At 63.7% G+C, this 20546-nt stretch carries 21 protein-coding genes; 9 read left to right on the top strand and 12 right to left on the bottom strand.

Annotation, left to right across the window (positions count from 1 at the left end):
• The first annotated feature begins 11 nt into the window (after positions 1 to 11).
• Complete coding sequence (locus ACQ5BM_RS01670) at positions 12 to 803, top strand: DUF1194 domain-containing protein (protein WP_429806881.1); 792 nt, start codon at positions 12 to 14, stop codon at positions 801 to 803.
• Between the two features lie 378 nt (positions 804 to 1181).
• Positions 1182 to 1523: a DUF6616 family protein gene (locus tag ACQ5BM_RS01665; RefSeq protein ID WP_429806878.1), complete on the top strand. Its 342-nt coding sequence runs from the start codon at positions 1182 to 1184 to the stop codon at positions 1521 to 1523.
• Positions 1524 to 1560: 37 nt separating this feature from the next.
• On the opposite strand, the gene ACQ5BM_RS01660 is transcribed toward ACQ5BM_RS01665, so the two are convergent.
• Both ACQ5BM_RS01660 and ACQ5BM_RS01655 read right to left on the bottom strand, forming a co-directional pair.
• A complete protein-coding gene (locus tag ACQ5BM_RS01660; protein WP_429806875.1) occupies positions 1561 to 1992 on the bottom strand; it encodes an N-acetyltransferase family protein in 432 nt (143 codons plus the stop codon).
• Between the two features lie 105 nt (positions 1993 to 2097).
• Positions 2098 to 3765, bottom strand: a complete 1668-nt coding sequence (locus ACQ5BM_RS01655; protein WP_429806872.1) for an arylsulfatase — start codon at positions 3763 to 3765, stop codon at positions 2098 to 2100.
• 283 nt (positions 3766 to 4048) lie between these two features.
• Between ACQ5BM_RS01655 and ACQ5BM_RS01650 the strand changes: the two genes are divergently transcribed.
• From ACQ5BM_RS01650 to ACQ5BM_RS01630, 5 genes are all read left to right on the top strand, one after another.
• Positions 4049 to 4558 carry an NUDIX hydrolase gene (locus ACQ5BM_RS01650; protein ID WP_429806869.1) on the top strand — a complete coding sequence of 170 codons (510 nt, stop codon included), beginning with the start codon at positions 4049 to 4051 and terminating at the stop codon, positions 4556 to 4558.
• A 65-nt stretch (positions 4559 to 4623) separates the two neighbouring features.
• A complete protein-coding gene (locus tag ACQ5BM_RS01645; protein WP_429806866.1) occupies positions 4624 to 5193 on the top strand; it encodes a TetR/AcrR family transcriptional regulator in 570 nt (189 codons plus the stop codon).
• 171 nt (positions 5194 to 5364) lie between these two features.
• The gene (locus ACQ5BM_RS01640; protein WP_429806863.1) at positions 5365 to 6192 is read left to right on the top strand and encodes an SDR family NAD(P)-dependent oxidoreductase; all 828 of its coding nucleotides are present in this window, start codon (positions 5365 to 5367) and stop codon (positions 6190 to 6192) included.
• A 231-nt stretch (positions 6193 to 6423) separates the two neighbouring features.
• On the top strand, positions 6424 to 7134 hold the full coding sequence (locus ACQ5BM_RS01635) for an NAD(P)H-binding protein (RefSeq protein WP_429806860.1): 711 nt from the start codon (positions 6424 to 6426) through the stop codon (positions 7132 to 7134).
• Positions 7135 to 7307: 173 nt separating this feature from the next.
• Positions 7308 to 7775, top strand: coding sequence for a group III truncated hemoglobin (locus tag ACQ5BM_RS01630; protein ID WP_429806858.1), 468 nt, complete (start codon positions 7308 to 7310; stop codon positions 7773 to 7775).
• Between the two features lie 21 nt (positions 7776 to 7796).
• On the opposite strand, the gene recX is transcribed toward ACQ5BM_RS01630, so the two are convergent.
• The 3 genes from recX to ACQ5BM_RS01615 form a co-directional block, all read right to left on the bottom strand.
• Positions 7797 to 8357 (bottom strand): recombination regulator RecX, encoded by a 561-nt coding sequence (gene recX, locus ACQ5BM_RS01625; RefSeq protein WP_429806855.1) that lies wholly within the window; start codon positions 8355 to 8357, stop codon positions 7797 to 7799.
• Between the two features lie 295 nt (positions 8358 to 8652).
• On the bottom strand, positions 8653 to 9423 hold the full coding sequence (locus ACQ5BM_RS01620) for a siderophore-interacting protein (RefSeq protein ID WP_429806852.1): 771 nt from the start codon (positions 9421 to 9423) through the stop codon (positions 8653 to 8655).
• Positions 9424 to 9690: 267 nt separating this feature from the next.
• Entirely contained in the window at positions 9691 to 10917 is a 1227-nt protein-coding gene (locus ACQ5BM_RS01615) for a PLP-dependent aminotransferase family protein (protein WP_429806849.1), read from the bottom strand.
• A gap of 505 nt (positions 10918 to 11422) precedes the next feature.
• On the opposite strand from ACQ5BM_RS01615, the gene ACQ5BM_RS01610 reads away from it, so the two are divergent.
• Complete coding sequence (locus tag ACQ5BM_RS01610) at positions 11423 to 11872, top strand: hypothetical protein (RefSeq protein ID WP_429806847.1); 450 nt, start codon at positions 11423 to 11425, stop codon at positions 11870 to 11872.
• 138 nt (positions 11873 to 12010) lie between these two features.
• Here the strand turns inward: ACQ5BM_RS01610 and ACQ5BM_RS01605 are convergent, their stop codons facing one another.
• The gene (locus ACQ5BM_RS01605) at positions 12011 to 12673 is read right to left on the bottom strand and encodes a LysE family translocator (RefSeq protein ID WP_429806844.1); all 663 of its coding nucleotides are present in this window, start codon (positions 12671 to 12673) and stop codon (positions 12011 to 12013) included.
• Positions 12674 to 12991: 318 nt separating this feature from the next.
• Between ACQ5BM_RS01605 and ACQ5BM_RS01600 the strand changes: the two genes are divergently transcribed.
• Entirely contained in the window at positions 12992 to 13594 is a 603-nt protein-coding gene (locus tag ACQ5BM_RS01600) for a class I SAM-dependent methyltransferase (RefSeq protein WP_429806841.1), read from the top strand.
• 779 nt (positions 13595 to 14373) lie between these two features.
• On the opposite strand, the gene ACQ5BM_RS01595 is transcribed toward ACQ5BM_RS01600, so the two are convergent.
• From ACQ5BM_RS01595 to ACQ5BM_RS01570, 6 genes are all read right to left on the bottom strand, one after another.
• The gene (locus tag ACQ5BM_RS01595) at positions 14374 to 14589 is read right to left on the bottom strand and encodes a hypothetical protein (RefSeq protein ID WP_429806839.1); all 216 of its coding nucleotides are present in this window, start codon (positions 14587 to 14589) and stop codon (positions 14374 to 14376) included.
• Between the two features lie 103 nt (positions 14590 to 14692).
• The gene (locus ACQ5BM_RS01590) at positions 14693 to 15742 is read right to left on the bottom strand and encodes an MBL fold metallo-hydrolase (RefSeq protein WP_429806836.1); all 1050 of its coding nucleotides are present in this window, start codon (positions 15740 to 15742) and stop codon (positions 14693 to 14695) included.
• A gap of 253 nt (positions 15743 to 15995) precedes the next feature.
• A complete protein-coding gene (locus ACQ5BM_RS01585; protein WP_429806833.1) occupies positions 15996 to 16658 on the bottom strand; it encodes a peroxiredoxin in 663 nt (220 codons plus the stop codon).
• Positions 16659 to 16990: 332 nt separating this feature from the next.
• Entirely contained in the window at positions 16991 to 17980 is a 990-nt protein-coding gene (locus ACQ5BM_RS01580; protein ID WP_429806830.1) for a threo-3-hydroxy-L-aspartate ammonia-lyase, read from the bottom strand.
• Positions 17981 to 18052: 72 nt separating this feature from the next.
• A complete protein-coding gene (locus tag ACQ5BM_RS01575) occupies positions 18053 to 18613 on the bottom strand; it encodes a hypothetical protein (RefSeq protein WP_429806828.1) in 561 nt (186 codons plus the stop codon).
• Positions 18614 to 18710: 97 nt separating this feature from the next.
• A complete protein-coding gene (locus tag ACQ5BM_RS01570) occupies positions 18711 to 20471 on the bottom strand; it encodes an adenylate/guanylate cyclase domain-containing protein (RefSeq protein ID WP_429806826.1) in 1761 nt (586 codons plus the stop codon).
• Between the last annotated feature and the right edge of the window lie 75 nt (positions 20472 to 20546).

Genomic DNA, 20546 nt, shown 5'->3' with positions numbered 1-20546 from the left:
TCTCGGCGGCGATGAAACTGCGATCGGCTCTTATCGGCTGTATTTGCCTTCTCGGCGGCGACGCCTCCGCCGAGCCGCCGCTTCGCGTCGATCTCGAACTGGTGCTGGCCGTCGACGTCTCCTATTCGATGGAACTCGACGAGCAGCAGGTGCAGCGGCAAGGCTATGTCGCCGCCTTTCTGGAGCCCGACCTGATCCAGGCGATCGAGAACGGCCCTCTTGGCCGCATCGCCGTCACCTACGTCGAATGGGGCGGCGCAGCGGTGCAGGTCACGCCCTGGACGCTGATCGACGGGCGGGCGACGGCGGCTGAGTTTGCCGAAGCGCTTCGCCAGCAACCGATCCGGCGGATCGCCTTCACCTCGATCTCCAACACGCTGGCCTTCACGCGGCGGCTGTTCGATGTCAGCTCCTTCCAGGGGAGCCGCCGTGTCATCGATATTTCCGGCGACGGGCCGAACAATTCGGGCGTCCCGGCGCCGGTCGCCCGCAACTCCACCGTCGCCCGCGGCATCGTCATCGATGGCCTGCCGATCATGCTGAAGTCGCACCCGGATACCGCCTCGATCCCCGACCTCGACGCCTACTACCGCGAATGCGTCATCGGCGGCGACGGCGCCTTCCTCGTGAAGGTGTCGGACACGGGCGAGTTCGCCAGAGCCATCCTGCGCAAGCTCATCATCGAGATCTCCGGCCAGGAGGTAAGCCGCCTGTCGCCGGCCATGGTGCGCCGGGCCGAATACGGCCAGGACTACAATTGCTTCATCGGCGAGGAAATGCAGGAGCGGATGATCGGGCGGTAAACACGATCCTGTTGTCCTGGAGCCTCCTTCGTGCCACATCCCCACCCGTCATCCTCGGGTTTGACCCGAGGGGATCCATGCGCACTCAGGGCGAAACATTCAGACCACAGCTCAGGGTGCTCGGGTCAAGCCCGACGCTCGCGTCAAGCCCGAGCATGACGGCGGGTGAGTTGCGGTAAGTAGGGTGCGCCAGCCAAGGCAGGCGGCGCCGTGGTGCCCTCAGCACAGTTGCAGGCGCGCCGCTCCAGCCGGAGACCGGGATCTCCATCCACAGCCAACAGGAAACAGCGTGTTGACTCTGAAATTCCAGCGGCATGAAACGGTTCACCGTCCGGAACTCCGCGACTTCAGACTGACAAACAGACACGAAAGCAGACTATGCCGCATTACCTGACCGAACTCTACAGCGCCAAACCGGCGTGGCTCGCCCTTTCCCGACAGGGGCGCCAGCAGTTCTTCACCGCGATCGGTTCCGCCATGCCCGCGCTCACGGCGCTCGGCGTGGAGCTGATCACCTTCGGCAAGGTCGACCAGTCCAAGCTGCATGCGGCCTCGCAGACCTTCTTCGCCGTGTGGCGCTGCCCGGATGCCACCGCACTGGAAGCCCTCGTTTCGGGGATCGCGCAATCGGGCTGGCACGAGTATTTCGATACGATCAACGCCGGCGGCAAAGGCACCGATCTCGCCGGCCACCTCGCCCAGCTCGGCGAAGCCGCATAGGGCCTGACCGCTTCCCCGCGCTGTCGCAGCGGTTGCCTCAAGCCTCGATCGGCTTGAGGCGGCTGTAGAAAACGATCTCCGGGTCGTTCTCGTCGAGATTGTCGATATAGCCGCTTGGCCGGAACCCGGCCCTGATGAAGAGCTCCTGCATGCGGCGGTTCGACATGTTCGTCGTACTGAAGAGTTTCGAGCCGGCGCATATGGATTGGAAATAGGCAATCAACGCAGCGCCAAGACCGCGGCGCCGATAGGCAGCACCGACTATCACGATCTCGATGAAGCCGTGGCCAAAGAACTGGTAGGTCAGCACGCCATAGGCCGCAATCGCGCCATCGATTTCGACCAGGTGGCAACACCCCGTCTCGATCCAGTTGGCGATGTCGTCGCTGCGCTTTGGATCGTCGGCAGCAACGCTGTCGATCGCACAGAGCGCCGAATGGTCGTCCTTGACCGCAGGTCGAATTTGCATGGCCCAGCTCCCGCAGTTTCGCGAGAAGCTAGTACCACGCGCTGCGCCAGGCAACCAGGGAGCGGGCCCCGCCGCCAGCCGATCCCGGCGGCGGGGTTTGTTCGATCAGCGTGGGGTCAGTTGCTCCAGCTCGTTCAGCTTCTTCATCGCCGCCTGCTGTTGCAGCAGGCCGTAGTTGATGCCGCTGGCATTCAGCGAGTTTCCAGCCTGGTAAGGGTACTGATCGAAGTCCGCGAAGAACGCCTTGATCTTGCCCTGGATCGGCACCAGCAGCCAGATGTTGCGGGCGAGAAAGTCCGTGGCGCCACCGCCCTCTTCCATGCCGCGCTCATAGGGATCCATGCGCAGATTGGAGATCAGCGCCCAGCTCGGCACTTCGCGGGTCGCCGTCGCGATATTGCCGTGGCTGGCAATCGCAAAGCTCAGCTTCCAGTCGTTCCAGCGGATGGCGTTGAGGTTACCGCCCTGGTCGAAATAATAGACCGTGTCGCGCGGCGGCTCCTTCGCCTCTCCCTTCAGCAACGGCGTCAGGTCGTAGCCGTCGAGATGCACCTTGAAGGTCTTCGAAGTGCCCTTGAATCCGGTCTTCATCTCCTCCTTGACGTCGGCGATGCCGGCGGCGGCCGCAAAAGTCGGCATCCAGTCCATCAGCGTCACCGGGTCGTTGATCTGTGTTCCCGGCTTCACCACGCCCGGCCAGCGCACCATCATCGGAATGCGGAAGCCGCCTTCCCAGGTGGTGCCCTTTTCGCCGTGGAACATCGTCATGGCGCCGTCCGGCCACAGCGCCAGCTCGGCGCCATTGTCTGTCGTGTAGAGCACGATGGTGTTCTCGGTGATGCCGAGATCGTCGAGCTGTTTCAGCAATTGGCCGACATGGCCGTCATGCTCCACCATGCCGTCGGCATGGATGCCCTTGCCGGTCTTGCCGAGCGACTCTTTCTTCAGATGGGTGAAGACGTGCATGCGCGTCGAGTTGAACCAGCAGAAGAACGGCTTGTCGGCCTTCACCTGCCGGTCGATGAAGTCCTTGGCGGCCGCCAGGAACTCCTCGTCGACGGTCTCCATGCGCTTGGTGTTCAGCGCACCCGTATCCTCGATCTTGCCGTCAGCGCTCGACTTGATGACGCCGCGCGGCCCGTATTTCTTCTTGAACTCCGGATCCTTCGGATAGAAATAACCTTCCGGCTCTTCCTCGGCATTGAGATGGTAGAGATTGCCGAAGAACTCGTCGAAGCCGTGGGCGGTCGGCAGGTGCTCGTCATGGTCGCCGAGGTGGTTCTTGCCGAACTGGCCGGTGGAATAGCCCTTGGTCTTCAAGACATCGGCGATCGTCGGCATCCAGTCCTGGATGCCGTGCGGATCGCCCGGCATGCCGATTGTCAGCAGCCCGGTGCGAAACGGCTCCTGGCCGAGGATGAAGGAGGCGCGGCCCGCGGTGCAGCTCTGCTGGCCGTAGCTGTCGGTGAAGATGGCGCCTTCCGCGGCGATCCGGTCGATATTGGGCGTGCGATAGCCCATCAGTCCCATCGTATAGGCGCTGATCTGCGGAATGCCGATATCGTCGCCGAAGATCACCAGAATGTTCGGCGGCTTGCCGCTCGAAGAGGAGGATTGCTGTGCCTTTGCCGGGCTTACCGAAGCGCCGGATGCGACCAGCGAGGCTGCCGCGAAGATGGTTCCGCTCAAGAGCAGGTCACGGCGACTGACATCCGTTACCCCGCAACCATTCTCGGCCGTCGCGGAATTGGCCTTACCGTCATGCGCGCTCATCGCTTTCTCCTTGGCTCAAGTCGATGGGGTGAATTGCACTGCGATTTCCGGTTGCGCGAGATGATGCGCCTCAATGAGAACGGGACAAGTACGTAACGGTTACGAGGGGGCAAGCCTGGCGCGCGGCGCTGGCCGTGTCGCGGGCGCAACTATCCGGTGGATGAAACGCAGCCGACGAACCGGTTGCCATCCGTAGCCGCTTCCGCGTAACAGGCGGTTGCCATTAGTATTCGCGCCGCAAATCGCAGGCGCTCGGCAAAGGCGCGCGGCAGAAAAGGAACGCATGAAGCCGACCAGGAAGGACAGCGGACAAAAGACCGGCAAGGCCGGAACGATCTTGCAGCAACTTGCGAGATCGCCCGAGAAGCTGTTTTCCGGGTCGTTTCGCCAGCAGATCGCCGCACTGTGCTTCCGCCGCGTGAAGGGAAGCCGTGACATCCAGATCCTTGTGGTCACCTCGCGCGAGAGCGGCCGCTGGGTCATTCCCAAGGGTTGGCCGATGAAGCGCAAGAAGCCGTACGAGGCCGCCGCGATCGAGGCTTGGCAGGAAGCGGGCGTGCGCGGCAAGGTCAGGAAGAAGCCGGTCGGCAGTTACACCTATCTGAAGTCGCTCGACGACGGCGACGTCGTGCCCTGCGTGGTCGATATCTTCCAGATCGAGGTCGATGAAATCGCCGAAGATTTCAAGGAGCGCGGCGAGCGCATCCTTGCCTGGGTCAGTCCGGACGAGGCCGCGCGCCGTGTCCGCGAAATCGAACTGAAATCTCTGCTGGTCGAATTCGTGCCGCGCTGATCTACCCCTTGACGGAGACTGCTCTCAACCTTAATTGAGTGTGCAGGCAGTTAATTATAATCGATATGGCTAGACCCTTAAGCGAAGAGAAACGTGACGCGATCCTCAAGGCGGCGACCGAACTGGTCGCCGAGATAGGAACTGGCGCAGCAACGGCGCAGATCGCCAAGCGGGCCGGCGTCGCCGATGGAACGCTATTCACCTACTTCCCGACGAAGAATGATCTGCTTAACCAACTCTATCTGGAGATCAAGGCGAGCCTCGCGGAAGCGGTCATGGCGAGCTACCCGGCCCAGGGAGGGGTTTTCGAGCGTGCGAGACATCTTTGGGATCGGCTAATCGATTGGGGCGCGAGTTATCCCGAAAGGCAGAAGGCAATGCGGAAACTCGCCGTGTCCGATCGTGTCACGCAGGCGACGCGGGAGGAAGTGAGTGCCGCCTTTCTCGACGTCAACGCAATGATCCGGGAGAGCATTGGGCCGGGCTCGAAGACGGATGGGTCTGCTGCATTCGTCGGCGCGCTGATCGAAGCAATGTCGGACGTGACCTTGAGTTTCATCGCATCCGACCCGGACAAGGCAGAGACCTATAAGGAGCTCGGGTTCCAAACCTTTTGGAACGGAGTGATGCGATAGGTTTCGTCATGGCCGTGAGTAGTCACGTAACTCGTTGAGGTCGAAGCCCTCTCAAATTCAATCTCAGCTCGGCAAATCGACAAAAACTGAAGGAACGGCGTCAGCCGGGCTCGGGTAAGCGTGCCGCAGGCCCACATAAATGAGTGAGTAATCAATCTAAAGGAGATGACAATGTCAAAGATCTGGTTTGTCACAGGAAGCTCGCGGGGCCTTGGCCGCGCCATCGTGGAAGCTGCCCTTGAGGCCGGCGACTCTGTGGTGGCCACGGCACGCAAGCCCGGCGATCTGGATGCGCTGGTCGACTGGTATGGCGACCGCGTGCTGCCGCTGGCGCTCGACGTCACCGACGCCCGTGCCGCGCAGGCCGCAGTCGCGCAGGCAAAGGAGCATTTCGGCCGCATCGACGTGGTCGTCAACAATGCCGGCTACGCCAATACGGCCTCGGTCGAGGACATCACGCTGGAGGACTTCACCGAGCAGGTGCAGACCAATTTCTACGGCGTGGTCTTTGTCAGCAAGGCGGCCATTCCGATCCTGCGCGAGCAGGGCCACGGGCACATCTTCCAGATCGCGTCGATCGGCGCCCGCCTCGCCACGGTCGGACTGGGCGCCTATCAGGCAGCAAAGTTCGCGGTGCGCGGCTTCTCGCTCGTGTTGGCGCAGGAAGTGGCGCCGCTCGGTGTCCAGGTGACGACCATCGAGCCGGGCGGCATCAAGACCGACTGGGCCGGCTCTTCGATGAATATCCCGCCGATCAGCGCGCCCTATGATGAGACGGTCGGCGCCTTCGCAAGGATGCTGCGCGAGTATTCGGGTAACGAATCCTCTGATCCCGCAAAGATCGCAGCAGTGATTGTCGGGCTGGCCAACCGGAAGGATGCCCCGACCGAATTGCTCGTCGGCGCGGACGCTGTCGAGTATGTCGCGCAAGCCGACGCCGCCGTCACGGCGTCGGACTTCAAGTGGCGCGATCTTTCCGTCACCACCAAGGCGGACTGACGGTAATGTTGGGCTGGAAGCACCACTTCCGGCCCTTTCCCACATCTAAGGAGGACTCATGAAGCGTAGCATCGAACGAAGCGTCGCCGTAATCACCGGCGCCTGCGGCCGCAGGGGGCGTGCGCTCGTCATTCGCCATGCGGGAAATTCACCGCAAGTTGCTCGACCCGGAATGGCGCCGCCGCGGCCATGTGTTGAACGCCCCTCGTCTATATCCGGAGAACACTCGTCATGACGGCTGACGCACGCCCGCGGCGACTTGTCCTACTCGGAGCGACAGGGATGGTCGGTGGCTATGCTCTCCGCTATGCGTTGGCGCATCCCCATGTCGAGAGCGTGACGGCGATCGGCCGCCGGAAGCTCGGCATCTCCAATCCCAAACTGAGGGACGTGGTCCACTCGGATTTTTCCGACTGCTCGTCTCTTTCGAATGTCCTCATGGACCAGGACGCGGTCGTCTTTTGCCTGGGAGCCTATACCGGCACCGTGTCCGACGCTGAATTGCGAGCTGTTACCGCGGAATACACGATCGAGTTCGCACGTGTTCTCGAACGCAGCAGTCCGCGCGCGATATTTGCTTTTCTGAGCGGCGCTGGCGCTGACCCGACCGGAAAGAGCCGCCTGGCTTATGCGCGTTACAAGGGCGAAGCCGAAAGGGCGTTGCTTGCGGCCAGTTTCCCGCGCGTCGATATTTTCAGACCCGCCTACATCTACCCTGTCGAGCCGCGGGCTGAACCAAATCTCGGATACCGCATTCTTCGGCTCGCCTATCCGCTGTTTCGCGTTCTTTTTCCCGGTCAAGTGATCCGTGCCGACGATCTCGCCCATGTTATGGTCGAGGCGGTCTTGCATGGTGGGGCAGAGCCGAGCAGGTCGATCCTCGAAAATCGTGAGATTCAAGTCAGGGCTCAAGCACTGGCCGGCTTCAGTCGAGACCAATAGAGGAGGAGCGCGGTTTCGGTTCCGGAATTGCTTAGAGACGGGCGTCTCTGTGTTTCCGCCCAAACCGCAAGCGCTTACCCGCCATTGACGACAGATTGCCGCAATCGGCGCTTCGGCCTTTGGCGCCGGCGTCGGCATCGACTATATGAGATCGGTAAAGCCGAGGGCATGAGATGAGTGACGAACTGCAGGGCCGCGCCGCCCATGTCGCGGCAATCGCCAAGCGGGCGGAAGCCGAGATGAAGGCGATCGGCGTCGACGAGACGTTCATCGGCCATCTGGTCGATACGTTCTACGCGCGGGTGCTCGCCCATCCCGAACTTGGCCCGGTCTTCGACGCCAGGCTTTCCGGGCGCTGGCCGGAGCACATGCAAAAGATGAAGCGCTTCTGGTCGGCCGTCGCCTTCCGCAACGGCGCCTATGGCGGCAAGCCGGTGCAGGCCCATGTCGGCGTCGCCAACATGACGCCGGATCTCTTCCCGAAATGGCTGGCCCTCTTCTCCTCGACGCTCGATGACATCGCCCCGAACCAGGAGGCCAAGGCGTGGTTCATGGCAACGGCCGAGCGCATCGCCCGAAGCCTGACGCTTTCGCTCTTCTACAATCCGGCGCTCGACGACCCCGCGCTGAAACGCGGGTGAAGAACGGGCGTTGCACGCTCGTCAGAGCAAGCGGCCCGCAATCAGGATTTCCTCCGCCTCCTCGAACGACATCGCGAAGACGCGTCTGCCGATCTCGAAACTGAAGCCGCCACGCGCAAAGGCGGAAAGCTCCTTTGCCGAGCGCTTCTCGTCGAGTTCCGCCTTGCGGAACGGTCCGAAGGCGCGTTTGCGGGCAAGAACGACGGCGGCATAGAGGTCGTCAGCCTCCTCGATGGCCGCCGCGACATCGTCCCTGGCAATGCCTTTCTGCGCCAGTGTCTGCGCGATCGCCCGTTTCGACTTGCCGCCGCGCATGGCCGAGCGGGTCTTGACCTCGGCATAGGCCGCGTCGTTGAGCGCGCCATTGTCATAGGCGAAGGTCACGGCCGCCGCCGCCAGCAGTTCCACCTGGTTGACGCTGATATCCTCGAACTTCTCCCGCGCCTTGCGCGCAATCGCGTCGAAAAGCTGCTTCTCCGTATGCATCTGGCGGGCGAGCCGATAGGCAGCCGAATTGCGCGCCCAGGCATACATGCGCGGCGTCGGCTGATCGCTCTCGTCCGTCTCGTCGTTGAGGTCCAAGCCTGCCCTACCCCTTGAAGTGAAACAAGAAAGCAACGATCTCACGATCCGGGCGGATCATCGTCGCATTGGCCTGCGACATGACCTGACTCTCGCGCGCAACGCAAATGCCCACTGCATGTCTGCTGAAACCGGCCTCGATTTAAGGACGAAGACATGCAGCAAATCAAAGTCCTACAGCGCGGTCTTCCCGGCCTGCATCCGGCGCGCACAAGCCCGAGACCTCGTGCGCGCAACATGGCCACGATGGAAGGGCCGCACGGTCCGGACCGCTGGCCCTCCGTCCTCATCGTCGCTATTCGAATTTCTCGGTGCTGTCGGCCTTGCCCTTCACCCAGTAGCCGGATGCCTTGATCCAGGAGAGCGGCAGGCCGCGCTCCTCGACGAAATGGGACCGGATCGCCCGCGTCACCGCAGCCTCGGCGGCGATCCAGACGAAGGTGCCGGGTTCGAGCGCCACGGACCGCACGACCGAGAGCAGCGCGGAAGGGTCGTTCGCCCTGTCGAGCGGGCGATAGGCCCAATGGCAGGTGAGCACCGCTTCGCTGCGAAAGACCTGCCGCTCGTCCGGCCCGGTGACGACGGCGATGCTGGTGACCGCGTGGCCGGCCGGCATCTCCTCGATCCGTCGCCCGATCGCCGGCAGCGCCGTTTCGTCACCGATCAGCAGCCAGCGCCTGAAATCTCCGGAGACAACCGCCGAGCCGCGCGGCCCGCCGATCTCGAGCCGGTCGCCAACCCGGGCGTTCATCGCCCAGGCGGTCACCGGTCCGGCCTCGTGCAGCGCGAAATCGAGCGCCAGCAGGCGCGCGTCGTTGTCGTAGCGCCGCGGCGTGTAGTCCCGGCGCTCCTCGGTCCCGTCAGCGCCCGGCACGAAGACCTTGATGTGGTCGTCCGCCCCAAGGCTGACGAAGTCCGCGAGGTCTTCGCCGGAAAGCGTGATCCGGAGCATGCCCGGCGTGACGCGCTCGATGCCGGAAACGACGAGCGAGCGGCGCCTCAGTTCATGGCGAACACGCTCGATGCGCGGTGCTGGAAGATCGGAATAGCTGAGAAGATTGTCCATTTGCATCCTTTGGGCTCGAAAACCTCGATCCGCAGGACACAGTCGCGCAGATCGAAGCCGCTGGAGCCGTTCGATCATACGCGTTGAGTGACGTTAACGCTTACGTGGCCGGGATACGCCCGGTCATTTCACGCAAACCGCTCTATCGCATCCGGAGATACCGGGCAATGCGTCATCTTGGCCGCGTCACGACGGGCGCGGCGGCCAAAAGAAAGACGCGCCCGCCGGAACGGACGCGTTTTCTTAAGAGACAGGAAGTTGCGCGCCTTAAGCGGCGAGCGCCACCTCACCGCGGATCAGGTCGCCGAGACGGCGGATGCCCTCGTCAATCATCTGGTCGTTGGCGCAGGAGAAGGAGACACGCAGCGTGTTTTCGCCCGAGCCGTCGGCGAAGAAGGCCCGACCAGGAACGAAGGCGACCTTGGCGGTCTCGATCGATTTCGCGAGCAGCGCCGCACCGTCCATGCCCTTCGGCAGCGTCACCCAGACGAACATGCCGCCTTCCGGCTTCGTCCAGGAAACGCCCTCGGGCATGTACTTTTCGAGCGCCGCCAGCATGGCGTTGCGGCGCTGCTTGTAGACCCGGTGGATCTTCGCCACCTGCTGGTCGAAGCCGCGCTCGGCAACCGTGCAGATCGCCATCTGGTTGATCGTCGAGGAATGAAGATCCGCCGCCTGCTTCATCAGCACCAGCTTGCGGATCACCTTGTCCGAGGCGACGACCCAGCCGACGCGAAGGCCCGGAGCCAGCGTCTTGGAGAACGAGCCGCAATAGATCGTGCGGGTATTGTTGATGTCGCCCTTCTTGGCGATTTCGAGCGCCAGGATCGGCGGAACCGGCTCGCCGTCGTAGCGCAGCGACTGGTAGGCCGCGTCTTCGATGACGGCGATGTCGAGATCTTCGGCCAGCGCCAGCACGCGCTCGCGGCCGGCCCGGTCGACGGTCTCGCCGGTCGGGTTGGCGAAATCGGCCGAGAGATAGGCAAACTTGACGCGGCCGCCCGCCTCGCCCGCCGCCTGGCGGTAGGCTTCCGGCGTGCGGTTGCCGTTGGGGTTCAGCTGGTCATAGGTCGGCTCATAGGCGTTGAAGGCCTGCAGGGCGCCGAGATAGGTCGGCCAGGTGACGAGCGCGGTGTCCTTCGGCGACAGGAACAGCTTGCCGAGATAGTCGAGGCCCTGCTGCGAACCGGAGGTGATGAAGATGTTGTCGGCGCCGGCGGGAATGCCGAGATCCGCCATCTGCTTGGCGAGCCATTCGCGCAGCGGCTTGTAGCCTTCGCTGACCGAATATTGCAGCGCCGCACCCACGGCCGGTCCTGCGAAGATCTCCGCATAGGCGTCCTTGAATTCCGCATCCGGAAACAGCGCCGGATCGGGAATGCCGCCGGCGAACGAGATGATGTCCGGACGGTCGAGCAGCTTCAACAGTTCGCGGATTTCCGAGGCGCGCATCCGGCTCGAGCGCGTCGCGAATATGTGTTCCCAATCCAGCATGGGTTGTTTCCTCAGAGATTATGGTGCCGAAAGCGGCTCTCCGCTTCCTCCCGCGTCATTGCAGACGGCGAAGCGACAGGACCACGACGGCTAATTTATGTCAATATTATTGACCTAATTCCGTGCGTTTTTCGGACTTTTCGAGCTCTTTGTCCCTAGCGTCCAGGACCTGACGTTACGTCAGTCCAAGCCGAATGCCACGCGGCCCGTCGCAATGCAAGCAAACCCCGACTGGTATCGCTGCCGCCCGTTTCGACGTGGGCACACAGTCATGTGCTCACTGATCGTCATGTCAGTGCGTCCATCGGGACGGACACCGGTATGGCGGCCGCCGCCCTTTCACGATGTCCCCGCCCCTTCCATCTCGCTGAGCGGCGCTTGCGGGATGGCGTTCTGTTGGCTCCCATGGAATGCTCGGCCTGCCTATGATCCAAAGGGGCAAATTGTCGGAGGTGGAGGTCAAGAGTAGAATTCCGGCCGTCAATTCGACCGGAGGGACTAGGCCATGAGCAGTCTGTTTATCCTCTCGGCTGGCGCCGCCCTGGCGCTGGCATCCACGGCGTTTGCGGCACCTGCGGCACCCGCGACACAACCCCTCAAGATCTCCAAGGAGTGCAGCCAGTTCACAGGCGACACCCCGAGCTTCTGCACCATCACGGAATCGAACCTTGAGGCGATCCCGGCCGGCACCAAGATCCTCTATTATGGGCCGGTGGTCGCCAATCCGCTGTTCTCCAGCAGCACGGCGGTGATCGCGGTCGGCAACGGCGACTCGGCGCTCGGATACTGCGTCGTCTACGATACGGCGAGCCCGCCGCTTGGAACCTGCGCCTTCCACGCCGGCAGCGGCACGCTCGCCGGCTTCCAGGCGGTCGTGAAAGTTACGGTCGACGACAAGCAGATCTGGCACTGGGACGGAAGCTACGTTCTGGGCGCCACCCAGGCCGCCAAGTGAGAGCGTAGGAATTGCCGGTCTACCCCCCGGCCACGATCGACACGGCGAGGCAGAGCCCGGCCCAATGCGCCGGCGCACTTTGCCCATTGCAGCAGGGTCAAGCGCGCGGTCCTCGCCATCAGCGGGGCGAGGATGGCTTTATGTTCTGACTGCCGGCGCGCTGGCGCTCCCCGAGAACAAAAGCCGGAACCCGAGCGCAAACATGACGGCGCCGGTGAAGCGCTGCTGCCAGACGAGCAGCCGCGGAAAACGGTGGAGCGCCTGCCCGACGGTGCCCGAAGCAAGCGCCACGGACCCGAGCGAAAGAATGCCGGCAAGCTTCTGCACGGTGCCGAGCACGGCGAGCTGCAGCCACACGGGGCCGGCAGTCGGGTCGATGAACTGCGGCAGGAAGGCGAACATGAAGAGCAGCGACTTCGGGTTCGTCAGGCTGTTGATCGTTCCCTCGCGCACCGCGCGCCAGTCGGAGACATCGCGCGCCGCCAGCCGCTTTTTCGCGGCGGCCTTGCCGAAACTCGATGAGAGCATCCGCGCGCCGAGATAGAGCATGTAGGCGGCCCCCGCCCATTGAAGTGCCATGAGACCGGCGGGATAGGCCTTCAGCAGCGAGGCGACACCGAGAACCAGGAGCCCGACCTGCACCACACCGGCGACAAACACCATGCCGACGACCGTCAGCAGCGCCACGCGGCGCCCCTGCCCGATCCCGCGCGCAAGCACCAGCATCATGTCCGGGCCGGGCGTGATCTCGAGAACGAGAAGGGCCGCAACGAAGGTCAGCAGAACAGGAAGATCAGCCATGGCAATGTCCGGGTAGATGCGTTGCCGTATCCTTACGCAGAAGCGGCCGGCCTGTCGATCAGCCTGTTTGCCGATGGCATGCCGACATTTTTCTCCGCCTGTCGCCATCTTGGTCTAGTCTGTCGCCAAACTCGGCACGAGAGAACTTTGGCAGGAGAAAGCGGTGAGCGGTAAAACCCTACGTCTGCAGATCCCGCAGTGGCAGGGCGGAACGCTGGAAGCCTATCACCTCGGCGCAATGCACCCCCTGGACAGCCCCAGGCAATCCCCTCCTACACTCCACCTCTTTCTTCCAGCGACGACGGCCGAAAAGTATCCATGACAAAACCCGAACCCGACGACACCCTCGCCTTCTACCGCGACAACGCCGCCACCTATGCGGGGCGGAAACGCCAGCCACCGGCGGCGCGGCTTGACGCCTTCATGCGCCGGCTTGCGCCCGGCGCCGCCGTGCTCGATCTCGGCTGCGGCGGCGGCCACGACAGCCTGGCGCTGCTGGAAGGAGGTCTCGACGTCACCGCTTGCGACGGCTCGGCTGAGCTGGCGCGTGAAGCCGAAGTCCGGATCGGCCGCAAGGTCGAAGTCGTCAGGTTTCAGGAGATCGGCTGGCAAGATCGCTTCGACGGCATCTGGGCCGAAGCGTCGCTCTTGCATGTGCCGCGCGCGGAACTCGGCGACGTGCTCGCTCGCCTCCGCCAGGCCCTGCGCCCGCGCGGCATTCTCCAAGCAAGCTTCAAGGCCGGTGAAGCCGAGGGCCGCGACCGCTTCGGCCGCTATTTCAACTATCCGTCAGCGGCATGGCTGCACGCCCGGTTCGAGGAAGCTGGCTGGTCGGAGGTTGGCATCGGCGAGGCGGATGGCGGCGGCTATGACGGCGAGCCGACCCGCTGGCTGCATGTATCTGCGATCCGTGCGGGCTGACGGCCGGCACATTCAAACGATACTGCCCGAGCAGGAAGGGCGGGCAACAATTCCGGAACCCGCTTTGCCTCAAGCCTCGCGGCTGAAGTAACTCAGGATCAGCAGGGTGCAGATCGCAGCAACGATCAAGGCGTCGAAAAGTGCGAAGTGCTCAAAGAACGAGAACATGGCATTTCCTCCTTCCAACTAAACCTATGAGAGCACAGAGTCAGGAAAATTGAAAGGCGCATCGATAACTATACTTCAACCATCAGGGAAATATTCATCGATACTCTTGCATTGCAGCATTTTTCCTTCGGCAATGCACAATGAATGAACCGCCCTCAGCACAGGTACAACCTTCTGGCGACATCTCGCCCCCGCCTCCCGACGCAAGCATGGCGGCACCCGGGTCGCGGCACTTTTTCTTCCGATCCGTCCGAAACGAACGATCTTGCCGCTGGTAACGCAGACAAGGCACGCGACCTGCAGGACTGGATCAGCCGGCTTGCCGGCGAAATGGCACCGCCTCTCCTCATCCTGGATGCGGTGCGGCTGACCTTCCAGGCCGCCGGTGGCCGCCGATCCCGCGACGCTCTTCAGTCTCGGCCACTGAACCGGCGGTCACTATATGTTTCCCTCGATCGTAGCCGGTCAAAGGACAAGAACGTGTAGCAATTCAAAGTGCCGGAGCGACATTTTGCGCATCTGACACGACGCGCGGCGGCGTCGTGCGCGCCATGTCCTCTTCTGCGCGCCGCGCGCCCAGGCGAGATCGCAAGGAAACGCCTCGCCGATGCCTACCAGTTGCCGGGGTCTGCCGTGTGATCGATGGTGGCGAATTCGTCCGCCTTTTCCCGGTCGAGCGTCAGGCTGGTGATGTTCTTCGCTTCATCGGTGACGGAAAAGAACAGCGGTGCCGGCTCGCGGGTCAGATACTGGTACATCAGCAAGGCCGCCTCCTCGGCGGTATCGGCCTCGAACTCCCTGACAACGCTGACAGCGAACTTGTGCATGGCCCCAAACCTGTCCCTTGCGCGTTTCGATCACCGCAACGCTTCGAGATGGAGATGGTGCGCGCGGGGCCGACGTCAATGCGTCGGCATCAATGCGTCGGCATCAATGCGTTACTGGCCCATCCGCCTTCTTCCAGGCGGCAATGCCGCCCTCGATATGGCAGGCGGTGGTGAGGCCGGCCGCCTGAGCGGCCTCCACGGCCATGGCGGAGCGCTCGCCGAAGGCGCAGTAGAAGACGATGCGCTTTCCGGTCGCCGCCGCCAGTTCGTGCAGCACGCCGCCGGCGGCGATGTTCTGCTCGAGGTCCGGATAGGGCGCGTGCAGCGAGCCGGGAATGACCCCGTGCTTTTCCCGCTCGGCCTTTTCGCGCAGGTCGACGAGCGCGATCTTCGCCCGCCCGCAGAGCGCCAGCGCTTCCTTTGCCGAAAGCGCCCAGCCGCGCCGCGCGATCTCGTCCTGGTGCAGGCCGATATGGACGTTGGCCGGCACCGCCACGTCCATCATCTTCGGGTTCGGCAGGTTGAGATTGTTCATCAGCTCGACATATTCGTCGACGGATCTCACCCGAAGCCGCGGGTTGAAGCGCTTCTCCTCGCCGATGGTCGAGACCGTGTCGCCCTTGTAGTCGTGCGCCGGGTAGACGAACGTCTCGTCGGGCAGCTTCAGCAGCTTGTTGAAGATCGAGTCATATTGCTGCCGCGGGTCGCCATTCTGGAAGTCGGTGCGCCCGGTGCCGCGGATCAGCAGCGTGTCGCCGGTAAAGACCCGCCGGCCCATGTCGCCGCCCATCAGGAAGGAATAGGAATCGTCGGTGTGGCCGGGCGTATAGAGCACGTCGAGGCTCAACCCCTCGATCGACACCCGGTCGCCCTCCGTCACCCGCATGGAAACGACGTCGGCCGCGGTCTGTTCGCCCATGACGGTGATGCAATGCGTCTGGTCGCGCAATGCCCCGAGACCGGTGATGTGATCGGCATGGAGATGGGTGTCGACCGCCTTGACCAGCCTGAGGTCGAGCTCGCGGACGAGCTGCAAGTAGCGCTCGACCTTTTCCAGGACCGGGTCGATGATCAACGCCTCGCCGCCCTGGCGGCTGGCGATCAGGTAGGTGTAGGTGCCGGATACGCTGTCGAACAACTGGCGGAAGATCATCGGCGGCTCCCTTGCAGAGGATAACGCAGGCTTCCAAATCGAGGCGCCCCGCGGCGAACGCAGGGCCGAATGGCCCTCACACCGAATGGCCCCTCACCCTACCCTCTCCCCGCAGGCGGGGAGAGGGAAACTCGAGAGCGCGGCAACGTCCCTTCTCCCCGCAGGCGGGGAGAAGGTGCCGGCAGGCGGATGAGGGGCAGCCCACACCGCGAAGATGAAGGGCACTGCCCTCAGGGCCTGCCGATACGACGCCTCAGCCCTTCGGCTGCGGCACGATGCGGATATAGGGCTTCGGCGCGCGCCAGCCCTCCGGGTACACCTTGCGGGCATCCTCGTCGCTGACCGAACCGGCGATGATGACGTCGTCGCCCTGCTTCCAGTTCACCGGTGTCGCCACCTTGTGCTTGGCGGTGAGCTGCAGGGAGTCGATGACGCGCAGCACCTCGTCGAAGTTGCGGCCGGTGGTCATCGGATAGACGAGGATCAGCTTGATCTTCTTGTCCGGGCCGATGACGAAGACGTTGCGCACCGTCTGGTTGTCGGCGGGCGTCCTGAGCGTCGGATCGCCGGAGACGGGCGCCGGCAGCATGCCGTAGAGCTTCGAGACGGTGTAGTCGACGTCGGCGATCATCGGGAAGTTCGGCGCATGGCCCTGCGTCTCCTCGATATCGGCGGCCCAGCCGGCGTGCCGGTCGAGCGGATCGACGGAGAGGCCGATGATCTTGACGCCGCGCCGGTCGAATTCCGGCTTGATGCGCGCCATGTAGCCGAGCTCGGTCGTGCAGACGGGCGTGTAGTCCTTCGGATGCGAGAACAGGACCGCCCAGGAGTCGCCGATCCAGTCGTGAAACCGGATCGTGCCATCGGTCGTTTCGACCTCGAAGTCCGGTGCGAGGTCATTGATTGCAAGCGTCACGATACCCTCCAATGTGTGTGAGCGCTGCGCCCGCCCGGGCGCTATGGAAGCACTCTATTTTCTTGACAGCGCAGAGCCCGGCAAGGCGCCAGAAGGCCGCTGTAATCCTCTGCTTTCGTCCATGGTTTATGCTCCGGCGACGACCGCCCGGAGGAAAAATTCCTTTAGGAAATCATATCGTTACAGCAGCCCTGTCCCGCGCAGGCAAGCACGGCGCCAAAGCGCGATGCCCAGTGTGCCACTTTTGCCGTTTAAGGCAACCGGAAAGACGGGCGCTGCGGCGGTCGGATGGCGCGCCGGCGCCACCGCCAGGCGTTCGGGGGTGATGGGAGTTAGCTCTCCCGCAACAGTGCGCCGAACGTGGCGAGATCGACATTGCCGCCGCTGATCACGACGCCCACCCTTTGCCCGGCTGAGGGCAGCACCCCGTGCAGCACGGCCGCCGCCGCCAGGCATCCGGTCGGCTCGACGATGATCTTCATGCGTTCGGCAAAGAAGCGCATGGTCTCGACGAGCTGGGCGTCGCTCACCGTGGCGATCTCGCGGACCTCGCGCTTGAGGATCGGGAAATTGTGTTCGCCGAGATGGTTGGTCAGCGCCCCGTCGGCGATCGATTTCGGCACCGGGATACGAACGATCTCACCCTTCCTGAGCGACTGCTGGCCATCATTGCCAGCCTCCGGCTCGACACCGATGACGACGGTGCCGGGGGAACGCTCCCGGGCGCTGAGCGCCGAGCCCGCCAGCAACCCGCCGCCGCCGAGCGGCGTCACGATCAGGTCGAGTTCGCCGACCTCCTCGATCAGTTCCAGGACCGCCGTGCCCTGCCCGGCGATCACGTCGGGATGGTCGAAGGGCGGGATGAGGACGGCGCCGCGCTCGGCCGCCAGCCTGGCGCTGATCGCCGACCGGTCCTCGGTATAGCGGTCATAGAACACGACATCGGCGCCATAGCCGCGGGTCGCCGCCACCTTCATTTCGGGCGCATCCTTCGGCATCACGATCGTCGCGGCCACGCCCTGGAGCCGCGCGGCATAGGCGATCGCCTGCGCGTGGTTGCCGGAGGAGAAGGCGACGACGCCCCGCTTCTGGCCGTTTTCCTGCAAGGCGGCGATCGCATTATAGGCGCCGCGGAATTTGAAGGCGCCGGCGCGCTGGAAATTCTCCGCCTTGAAGAAAAGCCGCGCCTCGGTCGCGGCATCGGCCGTGCGCGAGGTCAGCACCGGCGTCCGATGCGCCACGCCGGCGATGCGGCTGCTCGCTCTCTGAACGTCCTCGAATGTCGGAATGCGCAATGCCACGTCTGCCGCTGAAACCGCCATCAAGTCTCTCCTCGAGTCTGCCGCTTCAAAGGCTAGTGAAGACCGCCGTGCAAGGCAAGGACATCGGCCCGCTCACCCGTTTTTGGACGGATGAGGGCGATAGTGATCGACCGCAAAACTGAAAAGCACCTTCAGCATGAACAGGGCCGAGACCGCCGTCATCGCCGGCGTCAGGCCCGGAAGCAGCGGCAGCCCCGCAAGGCCGGCCGCCAGCAGCAGGCCGCCGACGAAGGTCTGCGCGGCATGTCCGGCAAGCAGATTGACGACCGCCGCGCCGGCGATCGTATAGGCCCAGACGGCGACCGAGGCGCCAACACCGGCGCCAAGCAGCGCGGCAACGATGATCACATGGACGTGGATCGCAATGAATATCCAGCGATTGCGCGGCCGTGCCGCGTAGAAGTCGTTGGTCGACGGGGTAAAATTGGCGACGCAGCCGGCCGCGATGTCGAGGACGAGAAGAAGCGCCAGCGCCGCCCGCCACCGGGACAAGCCAGCGACAAGCGGCCGGGACGAAAAGGCAAAGACAGCCGCAACCCCGACCCCGAAGAGGAGGATCGCCAGCAGATAGGCCGGCGGCTGCTCCTCGCCGAAGACGTCGTGAAGATGGGGATGAATGCGAAGGGATTTCATGAAGGCCACACCACAATGGTTGTTCAATATGGCATGACACAACTGCGATGCAAGCCGATATGAGCGCGCACGCTCACGGGTGGCGGCGGCAACGATCTCAGAAGTCGAGGCCAAGCCGCCTCAGGCCGTCCACGCGCTTTTCGAACTCGGCCGGATTCCTGAACGGCAGCACACGCCGCCGGCGCTCCACCGAATAGGCGGAGTCGGATTTTGCCACCTGCGCCCAAGCGGATCGGCCCTCCTCTATTCGACCGAGGTGGCCATAGCACGATGCAAGCAGGGCGTGCGCCGTGGCGGAGTCCGGATTGCGCTCCATCCGCCTTCGAAGCGTCTCCGCCGCCACCTCGAAACGGCCGAGCGAAAAATGGGACTCGGCCAGAAACTGCAGCGCAATTTCCGGATAGTGGGGATCGAGCAGCATGTACCTCTCGAGCGTCTCCAGCGCCTCTGCGGCATCGCCGTTGAAGTTTTGGACATGCGCGCGCAGCAATAGTCCCTCGGCGCCGTTCGGTTTGAGGGCAAGGCAGCGGGCGGCGGCCTCGAAGGCCCGGTCGAGCTCCCGCGACCACAACAGCGCGACGCCCATGGCGAGATGCGCGTCGGCATCCTCGTCGTCCATGGCGACAGCCCGTTCAGCGAGACCGAGGCCGGTCGCGAGCGCCTGGTCCGGATCCTCTGCCCAGCCGTTCACATAGTCATTGACGAGCGTGAAGGCAGAAAATGCCGGCGCGGCGGCACAGCTGGGCTCCATTTCGCTCACCTTCGCCATCAGCGCGCGGGCGTTTTTGTTGCCTGAGCGGGTGTGGAGCCACACCTGCTCGCGGCCCAGCAGGAAGTAGTTGTAGGCCTCTATATCGGCGAAGCGGCGCCCGACGATACGTTCGGTTTCGCTGCGCGTCAGCTTGAGCTTGAGTGCCGCGACGATCTCGCGGGTCAACTCGTCCTGCACGGCAAAGATATCGGTGAGGTCGCGGTCGTAGCGGTCGGCCCAGACATGGCCGCTCGTGGTCGCGTCGATGAGTTGCGCCGTGACTCGCACCCGGTTTCCGGCCTTGCGCACGCTGCCTTCGAGCACGTAGCGCACACCGAGCGCCCGCGCGACCTCGCTGACGGCAACCGCGCTGGCCTTGTAGACGAAGGAGGAATTGCGCGCGATGACATGCAGGTCCGAGAGCTTGGCAAGGTCCGTGATGATGTCTTCGGCTATGCCGTCGGAGAAATATTCCTGGTCCGGATCGCCGCTCATATTGGTGAAGGCGAGGATCGCGATTGACGCCTTCTCGGCTGCGGCTCTGGCAGCAGCGTGCGCCGCCCGCGGCTGGCCGTGGCGGTCGGCGACGAGCGCGAAGATCTCGATCGGACGGGCGATGTTCTTCACCGTCTGCGAACCGCAGCTTTCGATGGCGACCGGGATCTTATCGCGCACCTGATCGGCCGCCGCCCGCGAAATGTAGATGCCGCCCGGCTCCGCCAGCGCCTCGATGCGCGCCGCAACGTTGACCCCGTCGCCATAGATATCGTCGCCATCGACGATCACGTCGCCGACATTGATGCCGATGCGAAAGCGGATGCCCTTTCCCGGTGCAGCGTCGGGCTCCTGTTCGGGCACCATCCTCTGGATTTCCATCGCGCAGGTCACGGCCTCGACGGCGCTCGCGAACTCCACCAGCGCCCCGTCGCCCATGAGCTTGACGGTGCGGCCGCCATGGCGCGCGACGGCCGGATCGACGACAAGGCACCGCAGCGCCTTGAGGCGGGCCAAGGTTCCGGCTTCGTCATATTCCATCAGCCGCGAATAGCCGACGACATCGACGGCGAGGATTGCGACAAGCCTGCGTTGAACCCGCTCGTCAACCATGGAACGACCATCCTGCCCTTTCCGGTTCGGCGATGCACGCCCCGGTGGGAGGAACTTTAGTCCCGATCCGCCGCG

The sequence above is a fragment of the Ensifer sp. B1-9 genome, from assembly GCF_050474445.1.
GTDB lineage: Bacteria > Pseudomonadota > Alphaproteobacteria > Rhizobiales > Rhizobiaceae > Ensifer.
Note: the sequence above shows the minus strand (reverse complement) of the source record. Positions and strands in the feature narration are given on the sequence as shown.